21 protein-coding genes, 1 pseudogene and 1 CRISPR repeat array are annotated in these 24,166 nt (G+C 39.3%); of the genes and pseudogenes, 21 read left to right on the top strand and 1 reads right to left on the bottom strand.

The genetic code is table 11. From position 1 onward, the window contains the following. Positions 1 to 10: 10 nt before the first annotated feature. Complete coding sequence (gene aroF, locus DXB52_RS05250) at positions 11 to 1,024, bottom strand: 3-deoxy-7-phosphoheptulonate synthase (RefSeq protein ID WP_117860993.1); 1,014 nt, start codon at positions 1,022 to 1,024, stop codon at positions 11 to 13. Positions 1,025 to 1,351: 327 nt separating this feature from the next. On the opposite strand from aroF, the gene DXB52_RS05245 reads away from it, so the two are divergent. The 21 genes and pseudogenes from DXB52_RS05245 (at position 1,352) to cas2 (ending at position 23,435) form a co-directional block, all read left to right on the top strand. Further along, complete coding sequence (locus DXB52_RS05245; protein ID WP_117569974.1) at positions 1,352 to 1,723, top strand: CidA/LrgA family protein; 372 nt, start codon at positions 1,352 to 1,354, stop codon at positions 1,721 to 1,723. Next, positions 1,720 to 2,400 carry an LrgB family protein gene (locus DXB52_RS05240; RefSeq protein WP_118106684.1) on the top strand — a complete coding sequence of 227 codons (681 nt, stop codon included), beginning with the start codon at positions 1,720 to 1,722 and terminating at the stop codon, positions 2,398 to 2,400. Before DXB52_RS05245 ends, DXB52_RS05240 begins: the two co-directional genes overlap by 4 nt. 238 nt (positions 2,401 to 2,638) lie before the next feature. Beyond that, positions 2,639 to 3,334 carry a UMP kinase gene (pyrH, locus tag DXB52_RS05235; protein WP_117836079.1) on the top strand — a complete coding sequence of 232 codons (696 nt, stop codon included), beginning with the start codon at positions 2,639 to 2,641 and terminating at the stop codon, positions 3,332 to 3,334. 29 nt (positions 3,335 to 3,363) lie between these two features. Continuing rightward, positions 3,364 to 3,915: a ribosome recycling factor gene (gene frr, locus DXB52_RS05230; RefSeq protein WP_015529657.1), complete on the top strand. Its 552-nt coding sequence runs from the start codon at positions 3,364 to 3,366 to the stop codon at positions 3,913 to 3,915. 86 nt (positions 3,916 to 4,001) lie between these two features. Beyond that, entirely contained in the window at positions 4,002 to 4,775 is a 774-nt protein-coding gene (locus tag DXB52_RS05225; protein ID WP_227159791.1) for an isoprenyl transferase, read from the top strand. Positions 4,776 to 4,777: 2 nt separating this feature from the next. Then, positions 4,778 to 5,014, top strand: coding sequence for a phosphatidate cytidylyltransferase (locus DXB52_RS16715; RefSeq protein ID WP_472519968.1), 237 nt, complete (start codon positions 4,778 to 4,780; stop codon positions 5,012 to 5,014). Positions 5,015 to 5,034: 20 nt separating this feature from the next. After that, positions 5,035 to 5,589 (top strand): phosphatidate cytidylyltransferase, encoded by a 555-nt coding sequence (locus DXB52_RS05220; protein WP_472519967.1) that lies wholly within the window; start codon positions 5,035 to 5,037, stop codon positions 5,587 to 5,589. 86 nt (positions 5,590 to 5,675) lie between these two features. Beyond that, positions 5,676 to 6,818: a 1-deoxy-D-xylulose-5-phosphate reductoisomerase gene (gene dxr, locus DXB52_RS05215; protein ID WP_020436664.1), complete on the top strand. Its 1,143-nt coding sequence runs from the start codon at positions 5,676 to 5,678 to the stop codon at positions 6,816 to 6,818. Positions 6,819 to 6,821: 3 nt separating this feature from the next. Next, the gene (gene rseP, locus DXB52_RS05210) at positions 6,822 to 7,853 is read left to right on the top strand and encodes an RIP metalloprotease RseP (RefSeq protein WP_118106683.1); all 1,032 of its coding nucleotides are present in this window, start codon (positions 6,822 to 6,824) and stop codon (positions 7,851 to 7,853) included. A 71-nt stretch (positions 7,854 to 7,924) separates the two neighbouring features. After that, positions 7,925 to 9,226 carry a peptidoglycan-binding domain-containing protein gene (locus DXB52_RS05205; protein ID WP_118106682.1) on the top strand — a complete coding sequence of 434 codons (1,302 nt, stop codon included), beginning with the start codon at positions 7,925 to 7,927 and terminating at the stop codon, positions 9,224 to 9,226. A 37-nt stretch (positions 9,227 to 9,263) separates the two neighbouring features. Next, a complete protein-coding gene (locus DXB52_RS05200; protein WP_118106681.1) occupies positions 9,264 to 10,499 on the top strand; it encodes a transglutaminase domain-containing protein in 1,236 nt (411 codons plus the stop codon). Between the two features lie 205 nt (positions 10,500 to 10,704). Beyond that, positions 10,705 to 11,774: pseudogene (locus DXB52_RS05195) on the top strand (carbamoyl phosphate synthase small subunit). Next, positions 11,774 to 14,977: a carbamoyl-phosphate synthase large subunit gene (gene carB / locus DXB52_RS05190; protein ID WP_015529665.1), complete on the top strand. Its 3,204-nt coding sequence runs from the start codon at positions 11,774 to 11,776 to the stop codon at positions 14,975 to 14,977. The pseudogene DXB52_RS05195 and the gene carB overlap by 1 nt, the downstream one beginning before the upstream one ends. A 454-nt stretch (positions 14,978 to 15,431) precedes the next feature. Beyond that, on the top strand, positions 15,432 to 17,870 hold the full coding sequence (cas3, locus tag DXB52_RS05185; protein ID WP_118106680.1) for a CRISPR-associated helicase Cas3': 2,439 nt from the start codon (positions 15,432 to 15,434) through the stop codon (positions 17,868 to 17,870). A 15-nt stretch (positions 17,871 to 17,885) separates the two neighbouring features. Further along, positions 17,886 to 18,629, top strand: coding sequence for a type I-C CRISPR-associated protein Cas5c (gene cas5c, locus DXB52_RS05180; protein WP_117569982.1), 744 nt, complete (start codon positions 17,886 to 17,888; stop codon positions 18,627 to 18,629). Next, positions 18,626 to 19,693, top strand: coding sequence for a type I-C CRISPR-associated protein Cas8c/Csd1 (locus DXB52_RS05175; RefSeq protein ID WP_118106679.1), 1,068 nt, complete (start codon positions 18,626 to 18,628; stop codon positions 19,691 to 19,693). The genes cas5c and DXB52_RS05175 overlap by 4 nt, the downstream gene beginning before the upstream one ends. A gap of 17 nt (positions 19,694 to 19,710) precedes the next feature. Further along, positions 19,711 to 20,574, top strand: a complete 864-nt coding sequence (locus DXB52_RS05170) for a type I-C CRISPR-associated protein Cas8c/Csd1 (protein ID WP_472519970.1) — start codon at positions 19,711 to 19,713, stop codon at positions 20,572 to 20,574. Between the two features lie 18 nt (positions 20,575 to 20,592). Further along, positions 20,593 to 21,441 carry a type I-C CRISPR-associated protein Cas7/Csd2 gene (gene cas7c / locus DXB52_RS05165; protein WP_118106677.1) on the top strand — a complete coding sequence of 283 codons (849 nt, stop codon included), beginning with the start codon at positions 20,593 to 20,595 and terminating at the stop codon, positions 21,439 to 21,441. Position 21,442: 1 nt separating this feature from the next. Further along, entirely contained in the window at positions 21,443 to 22,108 is a 666-nt protein-coding gene (gene cas4, locus DXB52_RS05160) for a CRISPR-associated protein Cas4 (protein WP_118106676.1), read from the top strand. Further along, positions 22,105 to 23,136: a type I-C CRISPR-associated endonuclease Cas1c gene (cas1c, locus tag DXB52_RS05155; RefSeq protein ID WP_117962133.1), complete on the top strand. Its 1,032-nt coding sequence runs from the start codon at positions 22,105 to 22,107 to the stop codon at positions 23,134 to 23,136. Before cas4 ends, cas1c begins: the two co-directional genes overlap by 4 nt. 8 nt (positions 23,137 to 23,144) lie before the next feature. Next, positions 23,145 to 23,435, top strand: coding sequence for a CRISPR-associated endonuclease Cas2 (cas2, locus tag DXB52_RS05150; RefSeq protein ID WP_055161640.1), 291 nt, complete (start codon positions 23,145 to 23,147; stop codon positions 23,433 to 23,435). Between the two features lie 169 nt (positions 23,436 to 23,604). After that, positions 23,605 to 23,901: direct repeats of the CRISPR family, unit length 32 nt; unit sequence GTCATCCTCTTCGTGAGGATGTGAGTTGAAAT. Positions 23,902 to 24,166: the final 265 nt, after the last annotated feature.

The following is a 24,166-nucleotide window of genomic DNA, read 5'->3' as shown; positions in this document are numbered from 1 at the left end:
GACGATCTCCTTAGAATTTTTTACCGACTACTTCGGCAATTTGACGAACTTGCTGAAGCAGAACATCATATTTCTCAGGTTTCAAAGACTGGGCTCCGTCACAAAGGGCAGCTTCCGGATTGTTGTGAACTTCGATCATAAGTCCGTCAGCACCTGCAGCAACAGCAGCCTTTGCCATAGGCTCAACAAGCCACCATTTTCCGCCGGCATGACTTGGGTCAATAACAATTGGAAGATGTGTCTTGCTGCGAAGAACAGGGATACACTGAAGATCCAGAGTGTTTCTTGTAAAAGTCTCAAAAGTACGGATACCACGTTCACAGAGAATGACATTTTCATTACCGGATGCCATGATATACTCAGCGGACATGATCCATTCTTCGTATGTGGCATTCAGTCCTCTCTTTAACAGGATTGGGCGGTCAACCTGTCCTAATTCTTTGAGAAGGTCAAAGTTCTGCATGTTGCGGGCACCAATCTGGATCAGGTCAACTTTCTCATTGAATACATCCAGATACTTGGAAGACATGAGTTCTGTGACAATAGGAAGTCCGACTTCTTCTCTGACTGCACAGAGAATATCAAGTCCCTCAAGTCCGAGTCCCTGGAAAGCGTAAGGACTTGTTCTTGGCTTGAATGCGCCGCCGCGGAGAAGATTTGCTCCGGATGCTTTTGCTTTTTGAGCAATCTCAAGAACCTGCTCATAGGATTCTACAGAACAAGGTCCTGCAATCAGTCCTAAATGTTCACCGCCGATCTTAACACCGGAAACATCTATAATAGAGTCTTCCGGATGAAATGCGCGATTCGCAAGCTTATAAGGCTCCTGTACATGCATAACTTTGTCAACACATGTGTCAACTTCAAATTGTCTTGAATCGATCAGTGTTGTATCTCCGATACATCCGATGATCGTCATTCCGGTTCCCTGAACCAGATGAGTGTCAAGTCCGTGCTTTTTTACAAGATTTTCGACACGATGTATATTTTCCTCAGAAGTATGAGGTTTCAAAACAATAATCATTTTTATCATCCTCCTTAATATTCGTGCTGTAAAATTTTAGCTGTTTAAAGTGCGAAAACATATGTATCATAAAACATATACAATAAGATGTCAATGTCTTTTGGATTATTTGAAGAAATATATCAAAAAAAGATGAAAAATTGCAGGTTTATTTCATGAATAATTACATTGACGGATAGTGCGTGCAGTGCTAATCTAAAAAGCGTGTCATGTGTAGAGAGAGTTCTTCTGTTACTGTTCTCCTGATATGAGATTGACAGAAACTGACGGAAGAATCGTTTCTGGAATTTGACGTGTAGGCTTACATATTAAAAAGAGGTAAAACAAATGAAGATTTTAAAACAGTTTGGTGTGATATTCGGGGTTTGCTGGGTCAGTCTTGTGATCGAACATTATCTGCCGTTTTCTTTCCCGGCGAGTGTGATCGGTATGATTTTATTGTTGCTCTGTCTGCTGACCGGGTTCTTAAAGATTGAGCATGTGCAGGAAAAAGCAGATTTCTTATTAGGAAATATGGCATTCTTTTTTGTACCGGCAGGTGTAAGTATTATTAATTATTTTGACATTTTAAAAAGTACAGTGCTTCAGCTTCTTGTAATCTGTGTTGTATCCACGATTGTAACCTTCGCTGTGACAGCGTATGCAGTTACACTGACAGTGAAATTGATGGAGAAGAAAAAAGGAGGAAAGAAAGCATGAAAGAATTAATGACATCTCCTTATTTTGGAGTAGGGTTGAGTGTGGTAGCATTCTGGATAGGAGAAAAGCTGCATAATAAATTAAAGACACCGATTTGCAACCCGCTGATTGTTGCGATTGTATTAATTGTAGGAGTCCTTTTGATTTTTGATATTCCTTACGATAGTTATGATGTGGGTGGAGCTTTGATCAATATGTTTCTTGCTCCGGCAACAGTATGTCTTGCGGTTGCGATTTACACAAAAATTGATATCCTGAAGAAGTATTGGCTTCCAATCGTGGTTGGATGTACAGCAGGGTCAGTAGCATCTATGGGAAGTGTCTATGCAATGTGTAAATTATTTGGACTGGATCAGAGCATGACAGTTTCACTGATCCCTAAGTCAGTGACTACACCTATTGCAGTGAGTGTTTCAGAACCGGCGGGCGGAGTAGTGCCGATTACAGTGGTTGCTGTTATTTTCACAGGAATTCTCGGAAGTATTCTGGCTCCGACATTAATTAAAGTATTTCATGTAAAAGATTCTGTTGCGGCAGGACTTGCAATCGGTGCCTGTAGTCATGCGGTCGGAACATCAAAGGCAATTGAAATTGGTGAGATCGAGGGTGCAATGAGTGGTCTTGCAATCGGAATCTGTGGAATTATTACAGTGCTGTTTTCAATGCTTATTATGTAGGCGGATTTAATAATCATGAAAAGAATCGATTCAATCAGGATTTTTCGTATAGAAACATTGCCTGAAAGAAATCGGTTCTTTTTTTTGAAAAAAATAAGGATTTCACGCTTCGGTCATGACAAATGTGGAAACTTATGTTATACTCTAGGTTAGGTTAGTGCCATTATACTTTGGATTATGGTTTGTGTGAAAAGACAGAACAGGCACTGAAAGATAGAATTTAAAGGAGCTATACGGTATGAAAAGAGTATTGTTAAAGCTGAGCGGAGAAGCTCTTGCAGGCGAGAAGAAGACTGGATTTGATGAGGCAACTTGTATCGGAGTTGCGAAGCAGGTAAAACAGCTTGTAGATGAAGGTGTGCAGGTAGCAATCGTAACAGGAGGAGGAAACTTCTGGAGAGGAAGAACAAGTGAGACAATTGACCGTACAAAAGCAGATCAGATCGGTATGCTTGCAACAGTTATGAACTGTATCTATGTGTCAGATATTTTCCGTCATGTAGGAATGAAGACAGAAGTATTCACACCTTTTGTATGCGGAGCATTTACATCTCTGTTCTCAAAGGATGCGGCAGTTGCAGCACTGGAAGAAGGAAAGGTGATCTTTTTTGCGGGCGGAACAGGACATCCATATTTCTCAACAGATACAGGTGCAGTTCTCCGTGCAATCGAGATAGAGGCAGATGCAATGCTTCTTGCAAAGGCAATTGACGGTATCTATGACAGTGATCCGAAGGTGAATCCGGCGGCAGTGAAGTATGATGAAATTTCTATTCAAGAAGTGATCAATCAGAAACTTGCAGCAGTTGATCTGACAGCATCCATTCTCTGTCTTGAGAATAAGATGCCGATGCTTGTATTCGGACTTAATGAAGAGAATAGTATTGTGAATACAATGCAGGGAAAATTCACAGGAACAAAAGTTACTGTATAAACTATTTTGAATAGCGGAGGAATTACAGCATGAATGAAAAAAACAAAATCTATGATGATAAGATGACAAAGACAATTAACAATCTGGATGGAGAACTTGCTACAATCCGTGCAGGGCGTGCAAATCCACATGTACTGGATAAGCTGGCAGTTGATTACTACGGAACACCAACACCGATCCAGCAGGTAGCGAATGTATCTGTACCGGAAGCACGTATGATCCAGATCCAGCCGTGGGAGAAGAGCATGCTCAAGGCAATTGAGAAAGCAATTCTTACATCTGATATCGGAATCAACCCGACAAACGATGGAACATCTATCCGCCTGGTATTCCCGGAACTGACAGAGGACCGCAGAAAAGAACTTGCGAAAGATGTTAAGAAAAAAGGTGAGGAAGCGAAAGTTGCTGTACGTAATGTTCGTCGTGATGGAAATGTTGCTTTCAAGAAACTGAAAGGAACGGAAATTTCTGAAGATGAGATCAAAGATCTTGAAGATGAACTTCAGAAGATCACAGACAAGTATGTTGCTAAGATTGATAAGATGGTAGAGGCAAAGTCCAAGGAAATCATGACAGTCTAAATCGAAAACAGCAGAGCTGAATTGTCAGATTGTAATGTGGAAAAACTGTTTACAGATTATTTGTACGCAGATAAGTTTTTAAGAACATGGAGGCTTATTTAAGGCCTCCATTTCTTCTTAAAAAAAGTTGCGACAGAGAGGATGAGAAAATGAACGTACCACAGCATATTGCGATTATTTTAGATGGAAATGGACGCTGGGCAAAATCAAAAGGAATGCCGAGAAATTACGGACATGCACAGGGAGCCAAGAATGTTGAGAAAATCTGTGAAGAAGCATGGCGTATGGGAATCAAGTACCTGACAGTCTATGCATTTTCTACAGAAAACTGGAGCAGACCACAGAATGAAGTGGATGCACTGATGAAACTTTTAAGAAATTACATGAAAACATGTCTGAAGACAGCGGCAAAGAATGATATGAAGATCCGTGTGATCGGTGACATTGAACCGCTGGATGAGGATATCAAGAGCCGGATCAGAGAACTGGAAGAGGCAACAGCCAACAATGGAGGGCTTAATTTTACAATTGCCCTGAATTATGGAAGCCGTGATGAGATGACAAGAGCAGCCAGAAAGCTTGCGAAGGATTGTGTGGCCGGCAAAGTAAATCCGGATATGATCGATGAATCATTATTTAATTCTTATCTGGATACAAATGACATTCCGGATCCGGATTTGATGATCCGTACAAGCGGAGAACAAAGATTATCGAATTATCTGCTTTGGCAGCTGGCCTATTCAGAGTTTTATTTTACAGATATTCCGTGGCCGGCATTTACGAAAGAAGAGCTTATAAAAGCGGTGGAAGAATATAACCGCAGGCATAGAAGATTCGGCGGAGTAGAGGAGGCGGAATAAAGATGTTTAAAACAAGGTTGCTAAGTGGAATACTATTAGTGATCATCGCACTTGTCACAGTGATCACGGGCGGAAACCTGCTCTTTGCAGTTTTGTTATTAATCAGCCTGATCGGAATGACAGAGTTGTATAAAGTATTTCACATAGAGAAGAAGGCACCTGGAATTGTCGGATATATTTTTGCAATCCTGTATTATGGGGTATTATATTTTAAACCGCTTCTTCCGGGAGATCCTTAAACTGGTTTGTTATGCTGTTTATGGCTTTTTTGATCTGTCAGATGGCGGTTCTTGTATTTGCCTATCCGAAATATAATACACAGCAGATTTTTGCAGGCTTTTTCGGAATGTTCTATGTGGCAGTGATGCTCTCTTACATTTATCAGACAAGAAATCTTCCGGGAGGAATCTTCTCGGTATGGCTTGTATTTGTATGCTCCTGGGGATGTGATACTTGTGCATACTGTGTCGGTATGTTGATCGGAAAGCATAAGCTGGCACCGATTTTAAGTCCGAAGAAATCAATAGAAGGTGGAATCGGAGGAATCCTCGGTGCGGCATTGATCGGAGTATTGTATGGACTTGCAATTAATTACTGGGGAAATGCGGCGGCAGATTTATTGCAATATGCGATCATTGGTGCAGTCGGTGGAGCAATTTCACAGATCGGGGACCTGGCAGCTTCTGCAATCAAGCGATATCACAATATTAAAGATTATGGCAAACTGATTCCGGGACATGGAGGAATTCTTGACCGTTTTGACAGTGTAATCTTTACAGCACCTATTATTTTCTATCTTTCCTTGTTTCTGTAAAAGGAGATACATGTGTGATAGATGCGTTGCTGATCCACAGTTTTGTGGATCGTAACATAAATGCAGAATAGAGGTAAAAAGTTACGATGAAGAAAATTGCAATTTTGGGATCTACAGGATCCATAGGAACACAGACATTGGAAATTGTCAGGACAAATGGCGATCTGGAGGTTACGGCACTTGCAGCAGGGAATAATATTGATCTTCTGGAGAAACAGATCAGAGAATTTAAGCCGAAACTGGCAGCAGTCTGGAAAGAAGAAAGAGCAAATGAATTAAAAGACAAAATAAATGATCTGGATGTTAAAGTAGTAAGCGGTATGGATGGACTGCTTGAAGTAGCGAGACAGCCGGAGTCAGAGATTCTTGTGACAGCAATTGTCGGAATGATTGGAATTCTTCCTACAATTGAAGCAATTAATGCAGGAAAAGATATTGCTTTGGCAAATAAAGAAACACTGGTCACAGCAGGACATATCATTATGCCGCTGGCAAAGGAAAAAGGGGTTTCTATTCTTCCGGTGGATAGCGAGCACAGCGCAATCTTCCAGTCTCTTCAGGGAGGACAGCAGAAGGCTCTGCATAAGATTCTCCTGACGGCATCCGGTGGACCATTTAGAGGAAAGAAACTGGAAGATCTGGCGAACATCCAGGTAGAGGATGCATTGAAACATCCAAACTGGGCAATGGGACGCAAGATTACAATTGACTCATCTACAATGGTGAACAAAGGTCTTGAAGTGATTGAGGCGAAATGGCTCTTTGGAGTGGATGTAGATCAGATTCAGGTTGTTGTGCAGCCACAGAGTATCATTCATTCAATGGTGGAATACGAAGATGGTGCAGTGATCGCACAGCTTGGAACACCGGATATGAAACTTCCAATCCAGTATGCACTCTATTATCCGGAACGTCGTTATCTTCCGGGTGACAGACTGGACTTTTCGACACTTCAGCAGATCACGTTTGAACAGCCGGATCTGGAAACATTTTATGGATTGAAGCTTGCTTTTGAAGCGGGAAGAACAGGAGGTTCCCTTCCGACCGTGTTAAATGCGGCAAATGAGAAAGCAGTTGCGCTGTTCCTTGACAGAAAGATTAAGTATCTCCAGATTCCTGAGATTATTCAGGCGTGTATGGAAGCGCATAAAAATATTGCGGCTCCAACCGTTGAGGAGATACTAAAGACAGAACAGGAAACATATGAATTTATTAAAAACAGGTGGTAATGTATGGGCATAATCTTGGCAATTCTGCTATTCAGTGCGATTGTAATCTTTCACGAATTAGGACACTTTCTGCTTGCAAAGAAGAATAAGATTCGTGTGGATGAATTCTCTCTGGGGCTTGGACCGACTATTTTTGGAAAACAGTTTGGAGAAACGAAATTCAGCTTAAAGCTTCTTCCGTTTGGTGGAGCCTGCATGATGGGAGAAGATGATGTGGATGATATGTCTGAAGGGAGCTTTAACAGCAAATCGGTCTGGGCAAGAATGTCAGTAATTGTTGCAGGTCCAGTGTTTAATCTTATTCTTGCATGGATCCTCTGCATGATTATTATTGGCTGGACGGGATATCGAGCACCGATTGTCAGTAATGTGACAGATGGATATTCAGCGCAGGAGGAAGGCATTGAACCGGGAGACGTAATTAAGAAAATCGGAGGGAAATCAGTTCATATCTGGAATGATATCAGTCTGTATAATATGATGCATGCCGGGACGAAAAGTGTAGAAGTTAAGTATGAACGTGATGGTAAGGATTATACCGTTGTGCTGGAACCAAAACAGAACGAGGGAGATGCTTTTCCTCTGCTTGGAATTACAGGTGGTGAGATGGTTCGTCCGGGTCTGTTTGGAACAGTTCGATACGGAGCATATACGGTGAAGTATTGGATCACATATACAGTTGACAGTCTGAAAATGTTGATCAGCGGAAAGGTAGGAGTAAAAGATCTTTCCGGTCCGGTTGGAATTGTCAGTGCGGTAGATAACGTTTATCAGGAAGCAGCTCCGGCAGGCATGGTAGTAGTGATTTTAAATCTTCTCAATATAGGAGTACTTCTGACCGCCAATCTGGGCGTAATGAATCTGTTACCGCTTCCGGCGTTGGACGGTGGACGTCTTGTATTCCTTATCATTGAGGCTGTTCGCGGAAAAAGAGTACCGCCTGAGAAAGAAGGCATGGTACATTTTGCAGGATTTGTGCTTCTGATGGCATTGATGGTTGTTATTATGTTTAATGACATTCTGAAACTTGTGTAGAAAACAGGAAAGAATAGGAGTTTCCCGCATATACTGGAAAAAGGAAACGAATCAGATGTGGGAGACAAACCATGAAACTTTTTCAACCGATACAAGGGTCACAAGGTTCAATTGAAAGCAAAGAAACGCAGGAGAATCTGACCGATCGTGGTCAGCTGCAGATAAATGTTACATCTTCTGTGAATGCATTTCCGGTAAAGGAAGCGCGGATTTCCATCTCTTATACAGGAATTCCGGAAAGTATATTAGAACAGGTGGTGACGGATTCTTCCGGTCAGACAGAAGTGGTTGAACTGAATGCACCACCGGAAGAATGGAGTCTGGATGAGAACGAAGAACGTCAACCATATTCAGAATATACATTGAATATTGAAGCAGAGGGATTTGAGTCGATAAGTGTTTCGGGAACAGAGATCCTGGCAAACACAAAGGCAATCCAGAATGTACGCATGAAACAAAAGGATCAGAGCAGGGAAGAAGAGCAGGTATTCGTCATCCCTGCTCATACTTTATATGGAAATTATCCTCCGAAGATTGCAGAGGAAGAGATTAAGCCAGTAAATGAAACAGGAGAAATTGTCTTGAGCCGTGTGGTTGTACCGGAATATATTATCGTACATGATGGATCACCGCGGGATTCTACAGCACAGGATTATTATGTGAAGTACAAAGATTATATAAAAAATGTCGCATCAAGTGAAATCTATGCAACCTGGCCGGCAGACACCATAAGGGCAAATGTGCTGGCAATTATGTCATTCACTTTAAACAGGGTTTATACGGAATGGTATCGAAATAAAGGGTTTGATTTTACAATTACATCATCAACGGCATTTGACCATAAATGGATCCCGGAGCGCAATATATTTGAGCCTATTTCAGTGATTGTGGATGAACTGTTTGCAGACTATCTGTCACGGCCGAATGTGCGCCAGCCAATCCTGACACAGTATTGTGATGGTCGCAGAGTGAGTTGTCCAAACTGGTTGACACAGTGGGGGTCAAAAAGTCTGGGAGAACAGGGATTTTCTCCGATTGAAATTCTAAGGTATTATTATGGTGACGATATGTATATCAATACGGCAGAAGCAATTTCAGGTATTCCGTCCTCCTGGCCGGGATATACACTGGAACAAGGTTCACAAGGCCCAAAAGTGCGCCAGATACAGGAACAGCTGAATGTAATTGCGGGTGCATATCCGGAGATCCCTAAATTGGAGGAAGATGGAATCTATGGACCTGAAACAGAAGCGGCTGTCCGGAAATTTCAATCTATATTCGGTCTTCCGGTAACCGGAGAGATAGATTATAAAACATGGTATAAGATATCGGAAATTTATGTTGGCGTGTCAAGAATAGCGGAACTTTCATAAAGTACAGGAACAGTTCAGACAGGAGACAGTGAAATTAATGGAAAGAGACAGAAGACAAAGGAAAAAACGACGAAGAAATAGAAAAACAAGAAGAAAAGGATTCGTGTTTCTTATGCTTCTTCTTGTGATAATCGGAGTAGCAGGTGTATTAAAGATGATAAAAGCAACACCTGGATTATTCTGCGAGTCTGGAAATATACTTTTGTCTGATTCGGGTCAGAAAATAGAATTTCCGGAGTTAAATGTATCAGAAGAAGACGTTGCAGATGGTTTTTATTATCAGCAGCTGCCGGAACAGGAAAAACAGGTTTATCGTGAGATCCTGCAGGGGGTTCGTTCCATGGAAGAGACCATTCTTCTTCATGCAGGAGAGAATGATGAGGCTGGAAAGATATACGAATATCTGATGTATGACCGGTCGGAATTGTTCTGGTGTGACGGGAGCTCAAAAATGACGGTATACAAAGATTATACTGAGTTTCATCCGTCTTATATCTGCACACAGGATCAGAGAGAATCCAGACAGGAGCAGATTGAAAATGCGGCTCAAGAGGCACTTGCAGGTGCACAGGGATGTGAGACAGAGTATGAGAAGATCAAGTACATTTTCAAATATCTTGTAGATACGGTGGATTATGATCAAAACGCATTGGATAATCAGAATATTTATAGTTCTTTGGTTGGAAAAAGATCCGTCTGCGCAGGATATTCCAGAGCAGCTCAATATCTGTTGAAACAGATGGGAATAGAATGTATTTACGTTGTGGGAACAGTAAAAGAGCAGGGGGCACATGCATGGAATATAGTGAAATGTGATGATAAGTATTATCAGATGGATGTGACTTTCGGAGATCCGATCTTTCAGGAGAATGAGACGGGAGAAACGCTACCTCATGATCTTGTGAATTATGAGTATCTATGTTGTACAGATGAAGAAATTTTTACAGATCATCAGCAGGATGATTTTGTGCCGTATCCGGTGTGCGATTCCAATGATCTGGAATATTATCGAATCAACGGTCTGTACTATGAAACATTTGATGAGAATGAAATCTATGAAAAAATGAAAGCAGGGATAGAACAGGGACAGGAAATGTTTGCCATCCGTTTTTCGGAAAATGCTGTTTATGAAGTTGCAAAAGAGAAAATTATAGATAATTTGATTCCACAGGCGGCGCAGTTTCTTGTTGACTTCAGACAATTGGAAGAAGTGAAATATACGTATGCTGTGGATGACAGAAAGCGGATCATAATGATCTTCTGGTATTCATAAAAATGCATAAAATACCATTTATAAGTAAAAAATACCAATATATATTAATAAAAGTACTAAGTTATTCATCAAAAATGATGTTGAAATGTCTCTCATGCTGTAGTATAATCTTTACAATTTGAGAAAGAGGGCGCTCTGGAATAAAGACTCCATGAGCGCCTTCCTTTTGAGAAAAAATATTTTTACGAAGGGAAAGGGTGAACAGATGAAAGCGTTTCTTATTTTGGAAGACGGTACTGTGTTTACAGGAACAAGCATTGGTTCGACGAGAGATATGATCAGCGAGATCGTATTTAATACTTCAATGACAGGATATCTTGAGGTACTGACGGACCTTCTTATGCGGGACAGGCAGTGGTTATGACATATCCGCTGATTGGTAATTATGGAATTACACCGGATATGGAGTCATTAAAGGCATGGCCAGATGGATATATTGTGAGGGAGTTATCCAGAATGCCAAGTAACTTCAGATGTGAAGGTACAATTCAGGATTTCCTCAAGAAATATGATATTCCGGGTATAGCAGGAGTTGATACTCGTGCTCTTACGAAAATCTTAAGAGAAAAAGGTACCATGAATGGTATGATCACAACAAACGAGAATTACGATCTTGAGGAAGTAATCTCTAAGTTGAAGAATTATAAGGTAGAAGGTGTTGTCTCCAAAGTTACATGTGAGGAGAAATACGTTTTAGAAGGAACAGGTAAGAAGGTTGCACTTCTTGATCTTGGAGCTAAGAAAAACATCGCAAAATCTTTAAATGATCGCGGCTGCGAAGTGACCGTTTATCCGGCCGATACAACAGCGGAGGAGATCATCGCATCTAATCCAGATGGCATTATGCTTTCCAATGGACCTGGAGATCCGGCAGAATGTACATCAATTATCAAAGAAATCAAAAAGCTTTATGAAACAGATATCCCAATATTTGCCATTTGCCTTGGACATCAGTTGATGGCACTTGCAACAGGTGGTACAACTTACAAGTTAAAATACGGACACCGTGGTGGAAATCATCCGGTGAAAGATCTTCAGACAGGCAGAGTCTACATTTCTTCACAGAATCACGGCTATGTTGTTGATGAAGACAAGATTGATCCAAACGTTGCAGTTCCTGCATTTAAGAATGTAAATGACGGAACAAACGAAGGACTTGCATATGTTGGAAAGAACATTTTTACAGTTCAGTTCCATCCGGAAGCATGCCCGGGACCACAGGATTCAGGATACCTGTTCGATCGTTTTCTTGAGATGATGGGAGGAGAGAAATAATGCCAAGAGATAATAGTATCAAAAAAGTATTAGTTATCGGTTCTGGTCCGATCGTCATCGGACAGGCTGCGGAGTTCGATTATGCAGGAACTCAGGCCTGCCGTTCACTGAAAGAAGAAGGGATTGAGGTTGTACTTCTCAACTCAAACCCTGCAACAATCATGACAGACAAAGATATCGCAGATCGTGTTTATATCGAGCCACTGACAATTGAGGTTGTTGAGCAGCTGATCAAAAAGGAGAAACCAGACAGTGTACTTCCAACACTTGGAGGACAGGCTGGACTGAACCTTGCAATGGAACTTGAAGAGGCTGGATTCTTAAAAGAGAATAATGTACGCCTGATCGGAACAACATCTGAGACGATCAAAAAGGCAGAAGACCGTCTGGAGTTCAAGGCGACAATGGAGAAGATCGGTGAGCCGGTTGCAGCTTCTCTCGTTGTAGAAAATGTAGAAGACGGACTTGCATTTGCAAATAAGATCGGCTATCCGGTTGTTCTTCGTCCTGCTTATACACTGGGAGGAAGCGGTGGTGGTATCGCACATGATTCTCAGCAGTTAGTAGAGATCCTTGAGAATGGTCTTCGTCTTTCCCGTGTTGGTCAGGTTCTTGTTGAACGCTGCATCGCAGGATGGAAAGAGATCGAGTACGAGGTAATGCGTGACGGAGCCGGAAACTGTATTACAGTATGTAATATGGAAAATATTGACCCGGTTGGAGTTCATACAGGAGACAGTATTGTAGTTGCACCATCTCAGACACTGGGCGATAAAGAATATCAGATGTTACGTACTTCCGCATTGAACATTATCAGTGAGTTGAATATCACAGGTGGATGTAACGTACAGTATGCATTACACCCAGAGACATTTGAATATTGTGTAATCGAGGTAAACCCTCGTGTAAGCCGTTCTTCTGCACTTGCTTCCAAAGCAACAGGATATCCGATTGCGAAGGTTGCAGCGAAGATCGCACTTGGATACAATCTGGATGAGATCAAGAATGCAATCACACAGAAGACCTATGCAAGTTTTGAGCCAATGCTTGACTACGTAGTAGTTAAGATCCCGAGACTTCCATTCGATAAATTCATCAGTGCAAAGAGAACGCTGACAACACAGATGAAAGCAACCGGAGAAGTTATGAGCATCTGTAATAACTTCGAGGGAGCTCTTATGAAAGCAATCCGTTCTCTGGAGCAGCATGTAGACAGTCTGATGTCTTATGACTTCACAGATCTGACAGATGATGAACTGATCGATCAGCTGAAGAAAGTAGATGACATGCGTATGTGGAGAATTGCAGAAGCATGCAGAAGAGGAATCTCTTACGATCTGATCCACGAGATTACAAAAGTTGATGAGTGGTTTATCGATAAATTTGCGATCATCACAGAGATGGAGACAGCTCTGAAGACACAGGAACTTACACCGGAGCTTCTTGCAGAAGCAAAACGTATCGAGTTCCCGGATAATGTAATCGCACAGCTGACAGGTAAGACAGAGCAGGAAATTCACGATATGCGTCATGCAAACGGTATCGTTGCAGCATATAAGATCGTAGATACTTGTGCAGCAGAGTTCGCTGCAGAGACACCATATTACTACTCTGTATATGGAAGCGAGAATGAAGTTGAACAGACAAAAGATAAGAAGAAAGTACTTGTTCTTGGATCCGGTCCGATCCGTATCGGTCAGGGTATCGAGTTCGACTTCTGTTCTGTACATTGTACTTGGGCATTTGCAAAAGACGGATATGAGACAATCATTGTAAATAATAACCCGGAGACAGTAAGTACTGACTTTGACATTGCTGATAAGCTGTACTTCGAGCCACTGACACCGGAAGATGTAGAGAGTATCGTAGATATTGAGAAACCGGATGGAGCAGTTGTACAGTTTGGTGGACAGACAGCAATCAAGCTGACAGAAGCACTTATGAAGATGGGAGTACCGATCCTTGGTACATCTGCAGAGAATGTAGACAAAGCCGAAGACCGTGAGCTCTTTGATGAGATTCTTGAAGAGTGCGAGATTCCACGTCCGACAGGTGGAACAGTATTCACAGCAGAAGAAGCGAAAGAAGTTGCCAACAGACTTGGATATCCTGTATTGGTTCGTCCTTCTTACGTTCTGGGTGGACAGGGAATGCAGATTGCAATCAACGACAATGATATTGATGAATTCATCGGAATCATTAACAGAATCGCACAGGATCACCCAATCCTTGTAGATAAATACCTTCAGGGAAAAGAGATTGAGGTCGATGCAGTATGCGACGGAACAGATATCCTGATCCCGGGTATCATGGAACATATCGAGCGTGCAGGAATCCACTCCGGAGACAGTATTTCCGTATATCCGGCACAGAGCCTGACAGAAGGAGCGAAAGCAAAGATTGCTGAGTACACAAGAAGACTTGCAAAATCACTCCATGTTATCGGTATGATCAACATCCAGTTTATTGTGTGCGGCGAAGATGACGTATATGTTATCGAGGTAAACCCACGTTCCAGCCGTACAGTGCCATACATCAGTAAAGTAACAGGTATCCCGATTGTTCCTTTGGCAACACAGGTTATTACAGGAAAGAAGATCAAAGATCTTGGTTACACACCGGGACTTCAGCCGGAAGCTGACTATGTAGCAGTTAAAATGCCGGTATTCTCCTTTGAGAAGATCCGCGGTGCTGATATCAGCCTTGGACCAGAGATGAAGTCTACAGGAGAATGTCTTGGTATTGCGAAGACATTTGATGAAGCACTTTATAAAGCATTTATCGGAGCAGGAATCAAGCTTCCGAAGCATAAAAATATGATCATGACAGTCCGTGACGAAGACCATGCGGACGCAGTAGAGATCGGAAGAAGATTTGAGAAGATTGGATACCATATCTTTGCTACAAGCGGAACAGCACGTGCACTGAATGAGGCAGGAGTAAAGGCTACTCCGGTTCGTAAGATCGAGCAGGAATCACCGAATCTTCTTGACCTGATCCTCGGACATAAGATCGATCTTGTTATCGATATCCCGGCACAGGGTGCAGAGCATTCAAGAGATGGATTTGTAATCCGTAGAAATGCAATCGAGACAGGTGTGAATGTACTGACTGCAATTGACACAGCATATGCACTGATCACAAGTCTTGAGAATACAGATATTAAGAAACTGTCACTGATCGATATTGCGAAGGTGCAGTAAGATTTGTTGAATTAGGATTCTTTCAACTGGGATCTATATTTTAAATGGTCGCAATGCCAGTTCTACTATTATCACGGGCATCGGCCCGCTTTACCTTATCCCTTTGAAAGTATGTAACATAAGAGCAAGAACAGTTACCGTATGTGGTGCCTGTTCTTGCTCTTATTAACATACTGAACAAAGTGTATTCGGAACGCTCTTGCCTTACATATGCCCGCGGCAACAGTAGAACTGGCATTGCTCATATAATACAAAACAGAAATTTATATCCCAGTGAAACGAATCCGGAAAATAAAACATAGGTAAGGCAGAATCCTTTTGATATTTTATAAAGCGAATGCTTTCTTGGATTCTGCCTTGTATGGCATTCTTTAATTTGATAAAATATAGTAAAAATATATAAAATAGAAAACTGAATAAAGAAAAATATACACAGATAACACAAGAGGGCTAGATGGAAAATAAAATCGAAATAAAAAGAGATTTGGCGCATGTAGACTATGAATCAGGTAGATATCAGACGATGAAAGAACATTCGGAAAATGTTGCGAACTATGCAGCGGAGACGTGTTCTCCTTCAGAATTAAAGATACTGGTTACTTTGATAGGAATGTTTCATGATGTAGGAAAGCTGGGAAGAGAAAATCAAAAAGATTTTGAGAAGATTCTACAATATGGGGATGATGCTCATAAACATGGTTTGGATCATTCTACTGCTGGCGGAAGATTAATCAGGGAGTTACTGAAGGAAAAAAGTGTTTCAGAATTTATCAGTACGGTTATATATTTTCATCACGGAATGGGAGATTGCATCAATCTAGATAATGGACAAAGTTTACAGCAACAACGGGATGAAAAACAAATAGATTATGACTGGATAAAGAAAGAATTCTTTCAGATTTATGATAAAGAGATATTGGAAGAATATTGTGAAAAAGCGATTCAAACATATAAGAACATGGAAGGAAAAATCAATATTTTTCATAAAGAATCGGAAATATCAAAACGAAAATGTGGAAATAGATATTTCTTTATGGGAATGTATCTGAGATTGGTTTTATCTTTACTCATTGATGGTGACTGGACGGATACTGCTTGTTTTTTTCAAGATATTCCGTTATCAAAGAGAATTTCATTGGAGGAGACGCAGCAGATTTGGAATGAATGTATAGAGAATTTTGAACAATATATGTCGAAGGAAATTCAAAATAATCCATCGAATGGAAATGTGTTAAATACTTTTCGTCAAGAAATTTCGGATTTGTGTAGACAAGCTGCAGACAAAGAACAAAATCTTTATCGACTTACTGTACCGACAGGAGCAGGAAAAACACTTAGCAGTTTGCGCTTTGCTCTGTATCATGCGAAAAAGACAAAAAAACAACACATTATTTATATAGCACCATTTAATTCTATATTGATTCAGAATGCCGAGGAGATTCGAAAAGCAATAGGAAAGGCGGATGTTGTGTTAGAGCATCATTGTAATGTGGTTTGCGAAGAAGGAGAAGAAGAACGGTATCGTAAACTTACTGAAACTTGGGATTCACCGGTTATAGTGACCACGGCAGTACAGGTTTTGAATACATTATTTTCAGCTCAGAAAAGCTGTATCCGCAGAATGCACACATTATGTAACAGTATTATCATATTTGATGAGGTGCAGGCAATTCCTATAAAATGTATGGAACTTTTCAATTTGGCTGTGAATTTTCTTACTCAATTTTGTGGTACGACAGTTGTGTTGTGTTCAGCAACGCAGCCAACATTGGCATCAATAAAAGAGAATAACATTTGTGAATGTATGGAAATGGCGGGAAGACCGGAAAAGTATGCAGATGCTTTTAAAAGGACAGATATTAAAGATGTAACAGAATTATATCCTGGCGGTATGGAGATAGAAGATTTAAGTGAATTTGTGAGGGAAAAAACAGAACAATATCAAAGTACATTGATTATTTTGAATACTACGGCTTGTGCAATGAATACATTTCAACAATTAAAAGCGATATGTCCACAAGAATATGAACTTTTTCATTTGAGCAATAATATGTGTCCACAACATAAATTAGATACATTAAAATCTATAAAACAAATTTTGAATGAACAATCGAAAAAGATTATATGTGTAAGTACACAGGTTGTTGAAGCAGGAGTGAATTTTTCATTCGGGTGTGTTGTGAGGTCTAAAGCAGGTTTGGATAATATAATTCAGGCAGCAGGACGATGCAATAGACATAAGGAATTAGGAAGAATGGGAACTGTTTTCATTGTACAGATGTCCGAAAAAGCAGAGAAATTAAGTCATTTGCAGGAAATTAGAAATGCGCAGGCAGCATTACAAAAAGTATTGGAAGATTATAAAAATAATTCTTTAAAATTCAGAGATACATTGGATTCAGAAGAGGCAATAAAAGCATATTATTTAAATTACTATTCCCAACTTAGAACAAATGAAACGAAATTTTTGATAGATAAACAAACAACCACGATTATAGAGTTATTGGGAGAAAATAAAGTAGGACAATTACAATATATCAGAAGAAATGGAGAAAAAGTAAAGACAAAATTACCGCAGGCTTTTTTGACCGCAGGAGAGGCGTTTGAAGTTATTTCTAATGATTATAAAGTTAGTGTTGTAGTTCCATATAATGATGAAGAGAGAGAATTATTGGATAAATTATCGCAGGATTATCTCGAGATAGAAGAGCAGAGAAAGATTTTAAGAAAATTGCAGAGATATACAGTGGGAATTTCTGAAAAAAGAAAAGAAAAACTCGGAAATGCTATATATGAAATTTGCAATGGAGAGATATTGGTATTGTGTGATGGATATTATAACAAGGAAGTAGGTGTTGTGGATGAACCTAATATGGAATTGCAAATGTTATAGAGGGAGGTGAGATTTTTGAAAAGATACAGAAATACAATAGAGTTTGAAGTGTATGGAACACATGCACTTTTTTCAGATCCGGTTATGAGAGTGGGAGGAGAAAAGACAAGCTATCATATTCCGACTTATGAAGCATTAAAAGGAATTACGGAAAGTATTTACTGGAAGCCTACGATTATTTGGATCATTGACGCGGTAAGAGTAATGAATCCAATTCAGACTGAGACAAAAGGAATTCGACCAATTGCATATAATGGTGGAAATGAACTGGCATATTATACCTATTTAAAAGATGTGAGATATCAGGTGCGGGCACATTTTGAGATGAACCTCAATCATACGGAACTTAAGCAGGATAGAAATGAAAACAAGCATCATAATATTGCAAAAAGGATGGTAAAACGAGGTGGCCGCAGAGATATTTTCTTGGGAACAAGGGAATGTCAGGCGTTTGTGGAACCATGTGTATTTGGCGAAGGCGAGAGTTATTACGATACAATGCCGGGAGAAGTGGGTTATGGATTTATGTATCATGGGATTACTTATGCGGAAGAGGCAATTCTGGATGAAGATAAAGACCAAATGACAGTGCGTTTCTGGAGGCCGGTAATGAAAAAGGGTGGAATTATAGAATTTACCAGACCGGAGGATTGTACGGAGAAAAGACATATCCGTCCAATGGAAAGAAAAGTATTTGGAAAAGAAGAGAATAATTTTGTGGGATTAGAAGAGTTTACAGATGAGGAGGTGGAAGATTGAGTTGGATAAATGAACTGATTGATTTATACGAGAAAAATAGCGATAAGATTGGAGTTATCGAATATCGAGGAGATATCCCTTATGTACTTCTTCCAACATTTCATACAACTGTAACAGCACAGATAACGGTAACGATAGACCAAGACGGTAATTTTGTTCGTGCAGAACAGGTGGATCAGAACGACAAATTGACGATTATACCAGTTACAGAAAAATCGGGAAGTCGTACAGCCGGAAAAGAGCCACATCCATTATGTGATAATTTGAGATATCTTGCCGGTGACTATAAAAAATATTATAAAGACGATGGAGTATGTAGCAAGCTATATATTTCACAGCTTGAAAAATGGGTAGAATCCGATTATTGTCATGAAAAGGTCAGAGCAGTTTATGAGTATTTGAAAAAATCGACATTAATTCAAGATTTAGTTGCACATAAAATTATAAAACTTAATGAAGAAAATCAAATAGATGAGAAAGAAAATATTCAAGGAATTCCACAACCAAAAGCTTTTGTAAGATTTATTATACGGTCTTTTGATGAGAAAATATATCAGGAAACTCCGGATGAATGTTGGAAAGACAGAACCTTACAGGAATGTTATATAGAATATGTTAGGTCACAGGAAAAAGAAAAAGGTATATGTTATTTGACAGGAAATATGGAATCTATTTCTTATCTTCATTCAAAGAAAATTAGAAATGAAGGTGATGGAGCAAAGCTGATTTCTGCAAATGACAGTCAAAATTTCACCTATCGAGGACGTTTTACAAGTAAGGAAGAGGCATTTGCAGTAGGAAATGAGACCTCGCAAAAAGCGCACAATGCTTTGAAGTGGATTATTCGAAAACAAGGCACTTTTTTCGATACTATGACAATTGTGACATGGGAGTCAAATCAATTAAGCATGCCAAAATGGGAGAGGGATACAGAGGCAATTGTATCTGAGTATGAAAGGGAACATGTTGGAAATGCTGAGGATGATTGGGAAGATGACTGGTCTACAGGGGAGATTGTATCCGATGGAAATCCAATCACCGCCGATAAGTTCTATAAGCACTAAGAGGCTATGGAAAAAAGATAGATAATACCTCGAATATGATTTTGCTTGCTTTTGATGCAGCAACACCGGGAAGATTAGCGTTGATTGAAAATCAAGAGCTGAATTCTGTCAGATATCTGAAAAATATAGAAAAATGGCATAACGATTGTAACTGGATTCATACAAAATGGAAAGATGGAGAAAGAATACAATTTGCGGGAATGATTGGTGTTAAAGATATTGCAGATATTTTATATGGTATTGAGAATAAGGGAACGGTGTCTATAGTGGATGCCAATGGTAAAAAACTCTATGCACAAGTAGCTCAAAGATTGCTTCCATGTATATGGAATGGTACTAGGGTTCCGTATGATTACGTGATGCTTGCAGTATCAAAGGCATCCAATCCATTAGCATATAAGGAACGAAGAAATTGGGAAAGAGTTTTGACATTAGCATGTTCGTTTGTAAAAAAGGATAAAAAGGATAGATATAAGGAGGAATGGAACGTGGCATTAGATAAAAAGGAAACAGATAGAAATTATCTGTATGGAAGACTGCTGGCAGTTGCAGATCGAATTGAATATTTGACATATGACGAGAAAGATAATGGAAGAGTTACAAATGCAAAAAGATATATGAGCACTTTCTCTCAAAGACCATATGAAACGTGGAAAGTTATAGAGGAAAATATTCGACCATATTTGAACAAGCTAGATATTGCAAAAAGGACATTTTACGAAAATCTATTGCATGAAATTGATGAGCTGTTTGATAAAAGCACATTTACTGATAACAGTAGATTAGAAGGTTTATATCTACTTGGTTTCCATAATCAGGCATATGATTTGAAATTAAAGAAAGAGAAGTCTGAAGAAAAAGAAGAAAGTTCAGAAGAGTAAAAAGAGGAGGAGTAGACCATGAGCGAATTAAAAGGAAAAATTGATTTCACATTATTTATCAGTGCAAACAATGCCAACCCAAACGGAGATCCATTAAACGGAAACCGTCCGCGAATTAATATGGATGGTTTTGGAGAAATTTCAGATGTATGTATTAAGAGAAAAATTAGAAATCGTTTTCAGGATTTAGGACAAAAGATTTTTGTTCAGTCAGATGATAGAACAGATGATGCTTATACCAGTTTAAAAGACCGAGCAGATAGCTGTGAGGAATTAAAAGCAGAGATGGGAAATAAGAAAAATGCAAATCGTGATGCTTGTGCAGCAATTGCATGCAAAGAATGGTTAGATGTAAGAGCTTTTGGACAAGTCTTTGCATTTAAAGGAATTCCGGTGTCTTTCGGGGTACGGGGACCTGTTTCTATTCATCAGGCAGTAAGTTTATCACCAATCGATATTATCAGTATGCAGATTACAAAAAGTGTGAATAGTGAATCTGGAAAAGAAAGTAAAGCATCTGATACGATGGGAACAAAACACAGAGTTGGATTTGCTGTATATAAGGTAATGGGAAGTGTAAATGTACAACTTGCTGAAAAAACAGGTTTTAGTCAGGAAGATGCGGAAGTATTAAAAGAAGCATTAAAGACATTATTTGAGAATGATGCGTCTTCTGCAAGACCGGAAGGAAGTATGGAAGTTTGCAAAATGTACTGGTGGCAGCATGATGAAAAAACACCGGCAGTTTCCAGTGGTAAAATTCAAAGAGGATTCACTATTAAAGCAAAAAAAGAACATCCGAGAGAATTCGAGGATTATGAGATTTCATGGGATGTAGAAGGATGCAAACAACCGGAGGAATTTTAATTTGTATAAGGAAGAAGACTTTCTTCAATTATCAGGAATTCAGCATTTTGAATTTTGCAGGAGACAATGGGCACTAGCGTATATAGAACTACAGTGGCAAGAAAATGTCAGAACAGTGGAAGGTAAGATTCTTCATGAAAATGCTCACGATGCAAGTATTAAAGAAAAAAGAGGCGATTTGATAGTTGTGAGAGCAATGCCGATTCACTCCCGGGAAATGGGAGTGAGCGGTGAATGTGATGTGGTAGAATTTCATAAAGTGCAGGATGGAATCAGTTTGTCTGGAAAAGAAGGGTTTTATAAAGTAGTTCCGATAGAATATAAAAGAGGAAAACCAAAAACAGATGATTCCGATATCCTTCAAGTAACGGCACAGGCATTATGTTTAGAAGAAATGTTGTGTTGCACAATACCACATGGCTATATTTATTATGGAGAAACGAGGCATCGTACAAAAGTAGAATTTACGGATGAAATACGAGAAAAAGTCAGAAAAATGTTTGCGGAAATGCATAAGTATTATGAGCAATGTTATACTCCAAAAGTGAAAATAAGTAAAAAATGCAATGCATGCTCATTAAAAGACATTTGTCTACCTGTTCTAAATAAGAAAAAGTCAGTTTCCGGATATATTGATAAAATTATTTCAGAAGAGGAAAAAGAATGAAAAGACTTTTAAATACGTTGTATGTGACATCTGGAAATAAATATTTGTCCTTAGATGGAGAAAATGTTGTGGTATTGGAAGATCAAAAAGAAATCGGAAGAATTCCATTACATAATTTACAAGCGATAATTACATTTGGCTATACAGGAGCGAGTCCGGCGCTTATGGGAGTATGTGCACAGAGGAATATTGATTTGTCTTTTATGTCTGGAAATGGAAGATTTCTAGCCCGAGTTACAGGTGAAGTAAAAGGGAATGTTACATTAAGAAAACAACAATATAGAATCAGTGATAATCGGGATGAAAGTGTACATATAGCAAGAAATTTTATTCTTGGAAAAGTATATAATTCAAGGTGGATTCTGGAGAGAGCTGCAAGAGATTATGCGCTGCGTTTAGATGTGGAAACGATAAAGAAAAAGTCAGTGTTTTTAGCTCAGAGCATGGGAAAAATAAGAGAATGTGAAAATGCAGAGGAACTACTTGGACTAGAAGGAGAAGCAGCTTCAGTATATTTTTCGGTATTTGACGATTTGATTTTGCAGCAAAAAGACAATTTTTATTTCCATGGGAGAAATAAAAGACCGCCATTGGATAATGTAAATGCGATGCTATCATTCGGATATTCTCTATTGGCTGGAATGTGCGGAGGTGCATTGGAAGCAGTAGGATTGGACTCATATGTAGGTTTTTTCCATACAGACCGTCCCGGTCGAATGTCATTGGCACTAGATCTTATGGAAGAATTCCGAAGCGTTATGGTAGATAGATTTGTACTGACACTGATTAATAAAAAGATTATGAAAGAAAAATATTTCATAAAAAAAGAAAATGGTGCGGTTATTATGACAGATGAAGGAAGAAAGGATTTCTTGTCAGCGTGGCAATCTAAGAAGCAGGAAACCATTAAACATCCATTTTTAGATGAAAAAATAGAGTGGGGAATGGCTCCTTATGTGCAGAGTATGTTATTAGCCAGGTATTTAAGAGGAGATTTAGATGAATACCCTCCGTTTTTCTGGAAGTAGGTGGAAAGATGTTAGTTTTGATTACATATGATGTAAATACTCAAACAGCAGCGGGAAGAAAACGATTGAGAAAAGTTGCAAAAGAATGTACTAATTATGGACAGAGAGTACAGAATTCGGTATTTGAATGTCAAATGGATGCAACCAAATGTAGACAAGTAAAAAATATTTTAGAGAACATTATAGATAAAGAGGTAGATAGCCTTAGATTTTATTATCTGGGTGAAAAATATAAAAATAAAGTAGAGCACATTGGTGCTAAGCCTGGTTTTGATGTTAAGGATACGTTGATATTCTAGTGCGAATGATAAGTGCACATAAATTTCCTAGGACATTCGCACCAAAAAAGGAGAAAACTAGGCTTAAAAATATATGTGAAAATGAAAAAAGATATCAACAATAGATATAAAATGTTTATTGCTGATATAATATGCGATTTTAAACAGATTATTTTTGTTTAAAATTGCTGTCATCCTCTTCGTGAGGATGTGAGTTGAAATTGTTGCCATGTGTGATCTCTCCTTTCTCTGTGATGTCATCCTCTTCGTGAGGATGTGAGTTGAAATACACGTGGAAAAGTATTATGATTGTAATTACCTATGTCATCCTCTTCGTGAGGATGTGAGTTGAAATACAGACCGGATGAAACTGTAAAAACAACGGTAAAGTCATCCTCTTCGTGAGGATGTGAGTTGAAATGATGTTGGATACGGTCGTGTTGGTGCAAGTTGCCGTCATCCTCCTCGTGAAGATGTGAGTTGAAATCTTGAAGAGTACGGTGTTAATCATCGTTGTAGCAATATGGTTCTTCTTGTGGGGAGGTGAATTGAAATATCCTTGATAGTCTTTCTCAGCTTCGCGCGAAGGAGTTACTATTATACATCATTTAATTTGAATATTAAACTCAATTATCGAAATCTTAGAGGAAATTTTTTAGATGTGTTCTTAGAAAAAATGAACAACACCTAATAGTCTCCCTGATTTTCATATGGTATTTGAATGTAGAATAAAGTTCCGCAGTAATAATAAT

Source organism: Ruminococcus sp. OM04-4AA (genome assembly GCF_003462585.1).
GTDB lineage: Bacteria > Bacillota > Clostridia > Lachnospirales > Lachnospiraceae > Mediterraneibacter > Mediterraneibacter faecis.
The sequence above is the reverse complement of the archived record's forward strand: the minus strand, read 5'-3'. Positions and strand labels throughout refer to the sequence as shown.